Here is a 12,923-nt window from a genome sequence, read left to right as displayed (position 1 = left end):
ATGTTCGGCAAACTCACACTCTCGGCGATCCCGTTCGATCAGCCCATCATCATGGGGGCCGGCGCCTTCATGGGTCTGGTCGTGCTGGGCATTCTCGCCGCGCTGACGATCACCGGCCGCTGGAAATGGCTGTGGACGGAATGGCTGACCACGGTCGACCACAAGAGACTCGGCGTGATGTACATCATCGTCGCGCTGATCATGCTGCTGCGCGGCTTCGCCGACGCGATCATGATGCGCATGCAGCTCGCGCTCGCGTACAACGCGCCCGGCTACCTGCCGCCGCACCACTATGACCAGATCTTCACGGCGCACGGCGTGATCATGATCTTCTTCATGGCGATGGTGTTCATGGTCGGCCTGATGAACCTGGTCGTGCCGCTGCAGATCGGCGCGCGCGACGTCGCGTTCCCGTTCATCAACTCGTTGTCGTTCTGGATGACGGCGGTCAGCGCGATCCTGATCAACCTGTCGCTCGTGATCGGCGAATTCGCGCAGACGGGCTGGCTCGCATACCCGCCGCTGTCGGAGCTGCAGTTCAGTCCGGGGGTAGGGGTCGACTACTACCTGTGGGCGCTGCAGATCTCGGGCGTCGGCACGTTGCTGACCGGCGTGAACTTCTTCGTGACGATCATCAAGATGCGCGCGCCGGGCATGACGTTGATGAAGATGCCCGTGTTCACGTGGACGGCCCTGTGCACGAACGTGCTGATCATGGCGTCGTTCCCGATCCTGACCGCGACGCTCGCGCTGCTCGGCCTCGACCGTTACCTCGGCATGCACTTCTTCACGAACGACGCCGGCGGCAACGCGATGCTGTACCTGAACCTGATCTGGGCGTGGGGCCATCCGGAGGTGTACATCCTGATCCTGCCGGCGTTCGGGATCTTCTCGGAAGTCATCGCGACGTTCGCGAAGAAGCCGCTGTTCGGCTACAAGACGATGGTGTACGCGACCTGCGCGATCATGGTGCTGTCGTTCCTCGTGTGGCTGCATCACTTCTTCACGATGGGCTCGGGCGCGAACGTGAATGCGTTCTTCGGGATCATGACGATGATCATCGCGATTCCGACCGGCGTGAAGGTGTTCAACTGGCTGTTCACGATGTACCGCGGCCGGATCGAATTCACGACGCCCGTGCTGTGGACGATCGGCTTCATGGTCACGTTCACGCTCGGCGGCATGACCGGCGTGATGATGGCGATTCCGGGCGCGGACTTCGTGCTGCACAACAGCCTGTTCCTGATCGCGCACTTCCACAACGTGATCATCGGCGGCGTGCTGTTCGGCTATCTCGCGGGCTTCAACTACTGGTTCCCGAAGGCGTTCGGCTTCAAGCTGAACGAGAAGCTCGGCAAGGCTGCGTTCTGGTTCTGGCAGGTCGGCTTCTACGTCGCGTTCGTGCCGCTCTACGTGCTCGGCTTCATGGGCATGACGCGCCGCCTGAACCACTACGACAACCCGGCCTGGCATCCGTGGCTGATGGTCGCCGCGTTCGGCGCCGTGCTGATCGCGATCGGCATCGCGTGCCAGTTGCTGCAGCTGGTGGTCAGCATCCGCAACCGCCATCTGCCCGAGTACCGCGACACGACGGGCGACCCGTGGGGCGGCCGCACGCTGGAGTGGGCGACCTCGTCGCCGCCGGCCGACTACAACTTCGCGGTGATCCCGCAGGTGCGCACGCTCGACGCGTATGCAGACATGAAGGCACGCGGCGAAGGCCGGCCGAACCCGGCGACGTTCCGCGACATCCATATGCCGTCGAATACCTGCGCAGGCCTCGTGATCGCGGTCTTCAGCCTGGTGCTCGGCTTCGCGCTGGTGTGGCACATCTGGTGGATGGCGATCGGCGGGCTCGTCGGGATCATCGCGACGCTCGTGATCTACAGCTCGCGCGATAACGACGGCTATTACATCCCTGCGTCGACGGTGCGCAAGACCGAAGACAAGCAGCCGACGCGGCGCACGGCCGCGCGCGTCGACGACGTGGAACTGGAGGCCAACTGATGTTGCAGAAAACCTTGAGCGCAACCCTGCTCGAACACGACGACCATCCGCCGTCGCATTCGGTGTTCGGGTTCTGGTTGTACCTGATGACCGACTGCGTGATCTTCGCGGCGCTGTTCGCGACGTTCGCGGTGCTCGGCCACCAGTACGCGGGCGGGCAGACGGCGAAAGAGCTGTTCGACATTCCGGGCGTCGCGGTCGAAACCGCCGCGCTGCTGCTGTCGAGCATCACGTACGGCTTCGCGATGCTCGCGGCGTACCAGCAGCGGCGCGGCGCGCTGCTCGCATGGCTCGCGGTGACGTTCGTGCTCGGCGCGGCGTTTCTCACGATGGAATTGCGCGAGTTCTCGCACCTGGTCGCGGAAGGCGCGGGCCCGCAACGCAGTGCGTTCCTGTCGGCGTTCTTCACGCTGGTCGGCACGCACGGGTTGCACGTGACGGCGGGCCTGTTGTGGATGATCGTGCTGGCCGCGCAGATCGTGTTGCGTGGCGGCGACCTGACCGATCGCGACCTGCGGCGCCTGACGTGCCTGAGCCTGTTCTGGCACTTCCTCGACATCGTGTGGATCTGCGTGTTTTCCTTTGTCTATCTCGCGAGCGTGATCTAAATGGCCCATTCGCATTCGTCTCAACTCGAAGAAGGGCATGGCAGCGTCGGCGGCTACGTCGCCGGTTTCATCCTGTCGGTGCTGCTCACGGCCGCGTCGTTCGGCCTCGTGATGGGCGGCGTGCTGTCGCCGCATGCGTCGCTGATCGGGCTGGCCGTGCTCGCCTTCGTGCAGATCGTCGTGCACCTCGTGTACTTCCTGCACATGAACGGCTCGTCGGGCCAGCGCTGGAACGTGATGGCGTTCAGCTATACGGTGCTGACCGCCGCGATCGTGATCGTCGGCACGCTGTGGGTGATGCACAACGTCAGCATGAACATGATGTCGCGCTGAGCGGCAGCGTGGCGCATCGGGTTCGCATCCGTGCGCGTTCATGAAGAAAAGGCGGCACATGCGTGCCGCCTTTTGTGTTTTCCGGCGGGTGTGTTGCGCCGGAGTGCGCGGTCAGTGGTGCGTGCCCGCGTCGGCCGTCAGCGCGTGCGTGCAGTCGGCGCGGTACTCGGCGCCGAGCCGATCCTCCGCGCCATTGATATCGTCGGGATAGTAAGGGCTCGAGGGCGCCGGCTTGTAGCCGACCTGTTCGAGCTCGGACAGCTCGCGTACGAGGTCCGCACGCGAGACGCCACTGCCCGTGTGCACGAACGGGTACGCGTGGCATTCCTGCGGCGTGAGGTGTGGCCCCGCAAACGCGGCGGTGCTGGCGCATGCGAGCAGCATGCAGGCGACGGTGGTCGACAGTTTCATCCGATAGCTCCTGGTTTCGCGGCCCGATGCCGCATGACGTCAGCGTAGGCGGCAGCCGTCGCAGGGCGGGCGACGCACGGATGAAACATGTTTCACGTACGCACGTCGCGATGCCGAATGAAGTTATTTTCATCTGGCGCCGCACGGCAATCGCGGCGCTTACGATAGTGGCGGGCGCATCGTGCGCGCCCGTGTTGAAGTTCATTGCGAGGGCAACCATGCGAGTACTGACGGTCGAGGACGATGCGGTGACGGCGAACGAAATCGTCGGCGAACTGACCGCCCGCGGGTTCGAGGTCGACTGGACCGATAACGGCCGCGACGGGATGATGCGCGCGATGAGCGCATCGTACGACGCGATCACGCTCGACCGGATGCTGCCGGGCGCGGACGGCCTCGCAATCGTGACCGCGATGCGCACGGTCGGCATCGACACGCCGGTGCTGATGCTGAGCGCGCTGGGCGACGTCGACGAGCGCATCCGCGGGCTGCGCGCGGGCGGCGACGATTATCTGACGAAGCCGTTCGATTCCGGCGAACTGAGCGCGCGCATCGAAGTGCTGCTGCGCCGCCGGCAGGCATCGGGTGTGCCGCAGCAGACGCTGCTGAAGGTCGGCGTGCTCGAGCTCGACCTCATTTCGCGCTGCGCGCGCCGCGGCACCGACGAGATTCCGCTGCTGCCCACCGAATTCCGCGTGCTCGAATTCATGATGCGCAATGCAGGCCAGACGATCACGCGCACGATGCTGTTCGAGGCCGTGTGGGGCTATCACTTCGATCCCGGCACCAACCTGATCGACGTTCACATGGGCCGGCTGCGCAAGAAGATCGATCCGCCCGGCGCGAACCCGATGATCCAGACGGTGCGCGGATCGGGCTACATGCTCGCTTGACGGAGGCGCGAATGGACGCAGCCCGCGCGGCGCACTTCACGCGCCGCTGGCATACGACGACGTTTCGCTGGCTATGCGCGTACGCGGCGATCTTCTCGGTGTCGCTGCTGCTGCTCGCGGGCGTGATCAGCGTGGCCGCGACGCATACGATGACGCACGACACGGACGAAGTGCTCGCGTGGCAACTGATCTATTTCGATTCGATTCCCGATGCCGAGCTGCCGCTCGCGATCCACCGGCGGCTCGAGCACGAGCACATGCACACGAATTTCTACGGGCTGTTCGATGCGAGCGGGCGCCGCGTGGCCGGCGACATCACGACGCCGCCCGCGCTGCAGACCGATCGCCGCGGCCGGACGCTGAACCGCACGCTCGCGCTGCTCGACGGCCAGCCGTCGCCGATCGCGCGCGCGATGGCCGAGCGTCGCGACAACGGCATGACGCTGGTGGTCGCGCGCGACCTGTCGCATTTCATCCAGATTCGCGACGTCGCGATCCGCGGGCTCGTGATCGGCGGCGTGGTGATCCTGATCGCGGGCATCGCGGGCGGCAGCATGCTCGGCATGCGGCAGATGCGCCGCGTCGCCGCGATCCGGCGCGTCACGCGACAGATCGCCGAAGGCGATCTCGGCAAGCGGCTGCCGGTCGGCGGCTACGACGAACTCGATCTGCTCGCGCATCTCGTGAACCACATGCTCGACGAAGTCGAGCGGCTGATGGGCGAGGTGCGCCATACCTGCGACGGGATCGCGCACGACCTGCGCACGCCGCTCGCACGCGTGCATACGATGCTCGCGCGGCTCGCCGACCAGCCGTTCTGCGCGCATGATCCCGCGTCGGCGGCGCTGCTGGCTTCGGCGCGCGACGAAACCGACCGGCTGCTCGAACGGTTTCGCGCGATGCTGCGCATTTCCGAGATCGGCACGCTGAGCCGGCGCGGCGGTTTTGCCGCGGTCGACGTCGCGGCCCTGCTGCGCGACGTGTGCGAGCTTTACGAGCCATTGGCCGAGGACGTCGACGTGTCGTTCGCGCTCGAGGCGGCCACGGTCGACGGCATCCACGGCGATCGTGCGTTGCTGTTCGAGGCGTTCAGCAATCTCGCGGACAACGCGATCAAGTTCACGCCGCCGGGCGGCCGCGTGCGCGTCGTGCTCCAGACGACGCCGCACGGTCCGCTCGTCCGGTTCGAGGACACCGGGCCCGGCATCCCGCCCGGCGAGCGCAATGCGGTGCTAGAACGCTTCTATCGCGGCGAGCGCACGCGCCACGTGAACGGCTCGGGGCTCGGATTGAGCATCGTGTCGGCGGTGATGCGCGTGCATGGTTTCGCGCTGCGGATCGGCGATGCGCAGCCGGCCGGTACGGCGATCACGGTCGAATGCTGGCCGCGTTCGCTCGCATGACGGCGCGGGAGATCGAGCGATGCGCATCCTGCTGATTGCGCCGCCGAATCCGCACGCGTCGCGGCTCGACAAGGCGTTTCGAGAAAGCATGCACGGCGTCGAGCGCGTCGACGCATGGCGCGACGGCTGTTTCGCGGCGACGCAGGACCGGTTCGACGCGATCGTGATCGTCGCGACCGATGGCGGGGCCGCGGCGGCGATTCTAGATGAATTGCCGCGGCTCGCCGCGTCGGCCGGCGGTGCGACGATCGCCGCGATCGTTGCCGGCACCACGTCCGCCCAGCGCGCGCAGCTGCTGAACGCAGGCTGCGACGTATGCCTGGCCCATCCGTGTTCGTTCGTCGAATTGCACGAACGGTTGCACGCGCTGTGGCGCCGCGCGGGCATCATCGCGATGCGTGAATCGATCCGGCTCGACACGGCGACGCGCGCACTCGAGGAGCAGGGCCGGCGGCTCGCGCTCAGTGCACGGGAGTTTCGCGTGGTCGAATGCCTGCTGCGCGAAGCGGGGCGGCCGGTCGGGCGGGACGCCGTGCTGCGTTATGCGTGGGACGATGCCGACATCGAACCTGAAACGGTCAATGCGCTGGTCGTCCGGTTGCGGCGCAAGCTGGTCGCGCATGCGTTTTCCGCACGGATCGAAACGGTTGCGCGATTCGGCTTCCGGTTCGATACGGGCGGGTGACGGGGCGGATATCGACACCGGGCTGAAAGAAGCTCTTGACGGGCGGCGTGCGCAGCGCCACGCCACGCGGCCCGGCCCGGCCCGGCCCGGCCCGGCGACGGCAGCCGGGCGTCGATTGTTACAAGACGTTAGCGCGCGTGTCCCGTTGCGATGCCGCGCATCAGTTCTTACAAACTTGAAATATGCGGAGCCGGCGCTTGCCGCTATAGTCGAATCACACATGACACAACCAGAAGAGGAATCCATGAAGACTTTGCGTGTTGCCTCGCTCCTGACCGGTATGACGGCCTTGCTCGTGTCGGGCGCAGCAATGGCGGGAGTCAATGTCGGGATCAACGTCGGCGTGCCGGCACCGGTCTACGTCGCGCCCGCGCCCGTGTATGCGCCGCCGCCTCCGCCGGTCGTCTACCAGCCGGCGCCTGTCTATGCACCGGCGCCCGTGTACGCCCCGGCGCCGGCGATCGTGATCGGCTGGCACGGCGACCGCTACTGGGACGGCCGCCGCTACTGGGGCCGCGACGAGTGGTATCGCCACCATGGCCGCGGCTGGGGCGGCGATCGCGGTCACTGGGATCACGGCCGCCACAACGGCTGGCGCTGATCGACCGGTCGCGCATGTGTGCCGCGTGCGCGACAACCGCTCGCGAGAAAACCGCCCGCGTGGCGGTTTTCTTTTGGCTCGACGGACTGAATGGGTAGAATCGCTCCACGTTACTACCCTCATTCGATCGACAGGGCCTCTATGACGAAGGGTTCGCCCCGGGCCGCCGCCACGCGTGCCTGCCTTGGCGCGCTGCGGGCCGCCGGCCGCGTGGCCACGGTGCTGGCGCTGCATGCGGTGCTGGCCGCGCCGGCCGCGCACGCGGCCTACGCCATCGCGCAGTACGGCGAGCCGAAGTATCCGCCGGGCTTCAAGCATTTCGACTACGTGAACCCCGACGCGCCGAAGGGCGGCACGCTCGTGCTCGCGAATCCGAGCCGACTGACGTCGTTCGACAAGTTCAATCCGTTCACGATGCGCGGCAACACCGCGCCCGGCATCGACATGCTGTTCGAGAGCCTCGCGACCGGCAGTTCCGACGAACCGGCGTCCGCCTACGGGCTGCTGGCCGACGACATCGACATCGCCCCGGACCGCCGTTCGGTCACGTTCCACCTGAATCCGCGCGCCCGCTTCTCGAACGGCGATCGCGTCACGGCCGACGACGTCAAGTTTTCGTTCGACACGTTGAAGAGCAAGCAGGCCGCGCCGCAGTTCGGCGCGTATTTCGCGGAAATCGCGAAGGCCGTGGTCGTCGATCCGGCGACCGTGCGCTTCGAGTTCCGTAGCGCGAACCGCGAACTGCCGCTGATCGCCGGCGGCGTGCCCGTGTTTTCGCGCAAGTGGGGATTGCGCGCGGACGGCTCGCGCATCCCGTTCGACCAGCTTGCGTTCGAGCAGCCGATCGGCAGCGGCCCGTACGTGATCGAGCGCTACGACAACGGCCGCACGATCACCTACCGGCGCAACCCCGCGTACTGGGGCGCCGACCTGCCGGTACGGGTCGGCACCAACAACTTCGAGCGGATCGTGTACAAGCTGTACGGCGACGGCGTCGCGCGGCTCGAGGCGTTCAAGGCCGGCGAATACGACGTGCTCGTCGAGTACATCGCGCGCAACTGGGCGCGGCGCGACGTCGGCAAGCGTTTCGACAGCGGCGAGCTCGTCAAGCGCGAATTCCGCCAACATAACGGCGCCGGCATGCAGGGCTTCTTCATGAACCTGCGCCGGCCGCTGTTCCGCGACGTGCGCGTGCGCCAGGCGCTCGACCTCGCGTTCGACTTCGAGTGGCTGAACCGGCAACTGTTCTACAGCGCATACACGCGCCTCAACAGTTATTTCGCCGACACCGACCTGCAGGCGACCGGTACGCCGAGCGACGGCGAGCTGAAGCTGCTGGAGCCACTGCGCGGGCAGCTCGATCCGGCCGTGTTCGGCCCGACGGTCACGCAGCCGGACACGAATCCGCCGGGCTCGCTGCGCGCGAACCTGCTGAAGGCGCGCGCACTGCTCGCGCAGGCCGGCTGGACCTATCGCGACGGCGCGCTGCGCAACGCGAAGGGCGAGCCGTTCGCGTTCGAGATCCTCGACGATGCGGGCGGCGCGATGGAAGGCGTCGTGACCGCCTACCAGCGCAACCTGGCGAAGCTCGGCATCGTCGTGCGGTTTCGCACGGCCGATTACGCGCTGCTGCAAAAGCGCCTCGATGCATTCGACTACGACATGACGACGATCCGCTTGCCGGGCGTGCAGGTGCCGGGCGCCGAGCAATACTCGCGCTACGCGAGCAAGTTCGCCGACGAGCCGGGCTCCGACAACTTCATCGGATTGAAATCGCCGGCCGTCGACGCGTTGTTGCATGCGCTCGGCGCCGCGCAGACGCGCGAGGAACTGCTCGACGCGACGCACGCGCTCGACCGCGTGCTGATGCACGGCTACTACGCGGTCCCGCAGTGGTACAGCACGACGCACCGCATCGCGTACAAGCGCACGCTCGCCTATCCGCGGACGCTGCCGCTGTACTATTCGGCCGAGGGCTGGGTCGTGTCGACCTGGTGGGCGAAGCCCGACCACTGACCCGCGCCGGCCCTTCGTCCAACCCCGCCATCCGATCACGAGTCGACGCCCTATGTGGAGCTACATCCTCAAACGCCTGCTGCTGATGATCCCGACGCTCGTCGGCGTGCTGACGCTCACGTTCGCGGTGATCCAGTTCGTGCCGGGCGGCCCCGTCGAGCAGGCCGTGCAGGAGTTGCGCAAGGGCGCGACGGAGCAGGGCGCGACGCCGTTCGGGATGCGCGCGCACACCGGCGTCGACGCGCAGCAGCTCGCGCAACTGAAGGCGCTGTACGGGTTCGACAAGCCGCCGCTCGAACGCTACTGGCTGATGCTGAAGCGCTTCGCGCGCTTCGATCTCGGCGACAGCTATTTCCGCCACCAGAGCGTGTGGTCGCTGGTCGTGCAGAAGCTGCCGGTGTCGATCAGCATCGGGCTGTGGACGTTCTTCCTCACGTACCTGATCTCGGTGCCGCTCGGCATCGCGAAGGCCGTGCGCAACGGTTCGCCGTTCGACGTTGCGACGAGCCTCGTCGTGCTGGTCGGCTATGCGATTCCGGGCTTCGTGCTCGGCGTGCTGCTGCTCGTGCTGTTCGGCGGCGGCTCGTTCTGGCAGCTCTTTCCGCTGCGCGGCCTCACGTCGGACAACTTCGCGCAGCTGTCGCTCGTCGGCAAGGTGCTCGACTACCTGTGGCACATCGCGCTGCCGATCACCGCGTCGGTCGTCGGCAGCTTCGCGGTCGTCACGATGCTCACGAAGAACGCGTTCCTCGACCAGATCCGCCGGCAATACGTGCTGACCGCGCGCGCGAAGGGGCTCTCCGAGCGCAGCGTGCTGTGGAAGCACGTGTTCCGCAATGCGATGCTGCCGTTGATCGTCGGCTTCCCGGCCGCGTTCATCGGTGCGTTCTTCACCGGCAGCCTGCTGATCGAGACGCTGTTCTCGCTCGACGGCCTCGGGCTGCTGTCGTACGAGTCGGTCGTGCGGCGCGATTACCCGGTCGTGCTCGGCACGCTGTACCTGTTCACGCTGATCGGGCTCGCGACCAAGCTGATTTCCGATCTTTGCTATGTGTGGGTCGATCCGCGCATTCAATTCGACAACCTGGAGCGCTGACATGAAACGAGCCATTCGCATGCCCGGCGCCAGCGGGCGGGGCGCGCGATGAACCGGGCCGTCGCCTCTTCCCGTATCGACGCCGCACGTGCGCGCGTGTCGCCGTCGCCCACCCGCCGCGTGTGGCAGCGCTTCAGGCAGCAGCGCCTCGGCTACTGGAGCTTCGTGATCTTTGTCGTGGCCTTTGCCGCGAGTCTCGCGGCGCCGCTGTGGTCGAACGACAAGCCGCTCGTGGTGCGCTACGACGGCCAGACCTATTTCCCGATGTTCCATGCGTATCCGGAGACGACCTTCGGCGGCGATTTCCCGACGCCGGCCGACTATCTCGATCCGTATGTGCGCAAGCGGCTCGAGGCGCCCGGCAACTTCGTCGTCTATCCGCCGAACCGCTATTACTACGACACGCTGAATTACTTCTCGAACGTGCCGAACCCGGCGCCGCCTTCGCGCGAGAACTGGCTAGGCACCGACGCGCAGGGCCGCGACCTGCTCGCGCGGCTCGTGTACGGTTTCCGCGTGTCGGTCGAGTTCGGGCTGATCCTGACGGTGATCGGCACGCTGCTCGGGATCGCCGCGGGCGCGGTGCAGGGCTTCTTCGGCGGGCGTATCGACATCGTCGGGCAGCGGCTGATCGAGATCTGGAGCTCGCTGCCGGAGCTGTACCTGCTGATCATCTTCGCGTCGATCTTCGAGCCGAGCTTCCTGCTGCTGATCGTGCTGTTGTCGCTGTTCGGCTGGATCGGTCTTGCCGACTACGTGCGCGCGGAATTCCTGCGCAACCGCACCCAGGACTACGTGCGCGCGGCCCGCGCGATGGGGCTGACGAACTGGCAGATCATCTGGCGCCACGTGCTGCCGAACAGCCTCACGCCGGTGATCACGTTCCTGCCGTTCCGGATGAGCGGCTCGATCCTCGCGCTCACCAGCCTCGATTTCCTCGGGCTGGGCGTGCCGCCGCCCACGCCCAGCCTCGGCGAGCTGTTGGCGCAGGGCAAGGGCAACCTCGACGCATGGTGGATCTCGCTGTCGACGTTCGGCGTGCTGGTCGCGACGCTGCTGCTGCTGACCTTCATGGGCGACGCGCTGCGCAACGCCCTCGACACGCGGATCGCCGATTCGGTGCGCGCGGCGGGAGGGCAGCGATGAGCGAGTCGACCGTATCGACGCAGCACGAACCGCTGCTGTCGCTCGAGCGTCTGCATGTGCGCTTCGGCGACACGGTCGCGGTGGACGACGTGACGCTCGCGATCGGGCGGGGCGAGCGGGTCGCGCTCGTCGGCGAATCGGGGTCCGGCAAGAGCGTGACCGCGCTGTCGATCCTGCGGTTGCTGCGCGACGCAGAGGTCACGGGCGCGATCCGCTTTGCCGGGCAGGATCTGGCGGCCAGGAGCGAGCGCGAGATGCGCGGGCTGCGCGGCTCGGACATCGCGATGATCTTCCAGGAGCCGATGACGGCGCTCAACCCGCTGTATACGATCGGCGTGCAGATCGGCGAGACGATCGTGCTGCACGACGGCGTATCGGCCGTCGAGGCGCGCAAGCGGGCGATCGCGTTGCTCGCGCGCACCGGCATCGCGGAGCCCGAGAAGCGGGTCGACAGCTACCCGCACCAGTTGTCGGGCGGCCAGCGGCAGCGCGCGATGATCGCGATGGCGCTCGCGTGCCGGCCGCGCCTGCTGCTGGCCGACGAGCCGACCACCGCGCTCGACGTGACGATCCGTGCGCAGATCGTCGACCTGCTGCTGGAACTGCAGCGGGAAGAGGCGGAAAAGCGCGGGATGGCGATCCTCCTGATCACGCACGATCTGAATCTCGTGCGGCACTTCGCGCAGCGGGTGGCGGTGATGGAGCACGGCCGGCTCGTCGAGAGCGGGCCGGTCGAGCAGATTTTCGCGGCACCCGAGCATCCGTATACGCAGCGGCTGCTGAACAGCCGGCCGCAACGCACGGTCACGCCGGTGATGCCGATCGCGCCCGTCGTGCTCGACGCGCGCCACGTGAGCGTGCAGTTCGCGCGCAAGCGGCCGGGCTTCGCGGGCTGGTTCGGCACGGTGCCGGTGACGGCCGTCGCCGACGTGTCGGTGTCGGTGCGGCAGGGCGAAACGCTCGGCATCGTCGGCGAATCGGGTTCAGGCAAGTCGACGCTCGCGATGGCGCTGCTCGGGCTGCAGAAGACGGCCGGCGGCGAGATCGAATTCCAGGGACGCGCGCTGTCGACCTATCGCGGCCGCGAGCAGACCGCGCTGCGCTCGAACATGCAGGTGGTCTTTCAGGATCCATTCAGTTCACTTTCGCCGCGTCACACGATCGAGCGGATCGTCGGTGAAGGGCTCGAACTGCATCGCCCGGACATGACGCCCGACGCGCGCCGCGCGAAGTCGCTCGCGGTGCTGCGCGAAGTCGGGCTCGACCGTACGGTGCTGCAGCGTTATCCGCACGAATTCTCGGGCGGGCAGCGCCAGCGGATCGCGATCGCGCGCGCGCTGGTGCTGGAGCCGCGCATCCTGATCCTCGACGAGCCGACGTCGGCGCTCGACGTGTCGATCCAGCAGCAGGTGCTGAAGCTGCTCGCGAATTTGCAACAGAAATACAACCTCGGCTATGTATTCATCAGCCACGACCTGGAGGTGATCGGTGCGATGGCACACCGCGTCGCGGTGATGCAGGACGGCGCCGTCGTCGAGTCGGGGGAGGTGTCCGACATCTTCACCCGACCGTCACATCCTTACACACAAAAGCTGTTGAAAGCGGTCTGGAAAGCGTGATAGGCGTCCAATGGTCTGACCATCTCGATTGTATTTATTAATTTGTTTTGACAAACGATTACGCGCTGGCTAGTATCGACCGAAATTTTCCGCCAATCAGCTGAT

12 protein-coding genes are annotated in these 12,923 nt (G+C 66.6%); 11 read left to right on the top strand and 1 reads right to left on the bottom strand.

Features of this window, described 5'->3' with window-relative positions:
* Genes cyoB through cyoD form a run of 3 tightly spaced genes read left to right on the top strand, consistent with a single transcriptional unit; the run spans position 1 to position 2,948 of the window.
* Positions 1–2,007, top strand: a complete 2,007-nt coding sequence (gene cyoB, locus SY91_RS13540; protein ID WP_023475936.1) for a cytochrome o ubiquinol oxidase subunit I — start codon at positions 1–3, stop codon at positions 2,005–2,007.
* A complete protein-coding gene (cyoC, locus tag SY91_RS13535) occupies positions 2,007–2,615 on the top strand; it encodes a cytochrome o ubiquinol oxidase subunit III (protein WP_006478440.1) in 609 nt (202 codons plus the stop codon). The genes cyoB and cyoC overlap by 1 nt, the downstream gene beginning before the upstream one ends.
* Positions 2,616–2,948 (top strand): cytochrome o ubiquinol oxidase subunit IV, encoded by a 333-nt coding sequence (gene cyoD / locus SY91_RS13530; RefSeq protein WP_006478441.1) that lies wholly within the window; start codon positions 2,616–2,618, stop codon positions 2,946–2,948.
* A gap of 111 nt (positions 2,949–3,059) precedes the next feature.
* Here the strand turns inward: cyoD and SY91_RS13525 are convergent, their stop codons facing one another.
* Entirely contained in the window at positions 3,060–3,359 is a 300-nt protein-coding gene (locus tag SY91_RS13525; RefSeq protein ID WP_006478442.1) for a DUF4148 domain-containing protein, read from the bottom strand.
* A gap of 218 nt (positions 3,360–3,577) precedes the next feature.
* On the opposite strand from SY91_RS13525, the gene SY91_RS13520 reads away from it, so the two are divergent.
* From SY91_RS13520 to SY91_RS13485, 8 genes are all read left to right on the top strand, one after another.
* On the top strand, positions 3,578–4,252 hold the full coding sequence (locus SY91_RS13520; RefSeq protein ID WP_034174523.1) for a response regulator transcription factor: 675 nt from the start codon (positions 3,578–3,580) through the stop codon (positions 4,250–4,252).
* A gap of 11 nt (positions 4,253–4,263) precedes the next feature.
* Positions 4,264–5,655: a sensor histidine kinase gene (locus SY91_RS13515; protein ID WP_034174524.1), complete on the top strand. Its 1,392-nt coding sequence runs from the start codon at positions 4,264–4,266 to the stop codon at positions 5,653–5,655.
* A 19-nt stretch (positions 5,656–5,674) separates the two neighbouring features.
* Positions 5,675–6,340 carry a response regulator transcription factor gene (locus SY91_RS13510; protein ID WP_023475937.1) on the top strand — a complete coding sequence of 222 codons (666 nt, stop codon included), beginning with the start codon at positions 5,675–5,677 and terminating at the stop codon, positions 6,338–6,340.
* A gap of 244 nt (positions 6,341–6,584) precedes the next feature.
* Complete coding sequence (locus SY91_RS13505; protein WP_027808916.1) at positions 6,585–6,941, top strand: hypothetical protein; 357 nt, start codon at positions 6,585–6,587, stop codon at positions 6,939–6,941.
* 141 nt (positions 6,942–7,082) lie between these two features.
* Positions 7,083–8,957 (top strand): extracellular solute-binding protein, encoded by a 1,875-nt coding sequence (locus SY91_RS13500; RefSeq protein ID WP_124477847.1) that lies wholly within the window; start codon positions 7,083–7,085, stop codon positions 8,955–8,957.
* Positions 8,958–9,009: 52 nt separating this feature from the next.
* Positions 9,010–10,053 carry a microcin C ABC transporter permease YejB gene (locus tag SY91_RS13495; protein WP_006481944.1) on the top strand — a complete coding sequence of 348 codons (1,044 nt, stop codon included), beginning with the start codon at positions 9,010–9,012 and terminating at the stop codon, positions 10,051–10,053.
* Between the two features lie 48 nt (positions 10,054–10,101).
* Positions 10,102–11,199 (top strand): ABC transporter permease, encoded by a 1,098-nt coding sequence (locus tag SY91_RS13490; protein ID WP_011549505.1) that lies wholly within the window; start codon positions 10,102–10,104, stop codon positions 11,197–11,199.
* Positions 11,196–12,818: an ABC transporter ATP-binding protein gene (locus SY91_RS13485; protein WP_124549856.1), complete on the top strand. Its 1,623-nt coding sequence runs from the start codon at positions 11,196–11,198 to the stop codon at positions 12,816–12,818. Before SY91_RS13490 ends, SY91_RS13485 begins: the two co-directional genes overlap by 4 nt.
* Positions 12,819–12,923: the final 105 nt, after the last annotated feature.

This window comes from Burkholderia cenocepacia (assembly GCF_014211915.1).
Taxonomy (GTDB): domain Bacteria; phylum Pseudomonadota; class Gammaproteobacteria; order Burkholderiales; family Burkholderiaceae; genus Burkholderia; species Burkholderia orbicola.
Note: the sequence above shows the minus strand (reverse complement) of the source record. Positions and strands in the feature narration are given on the sequence as shown.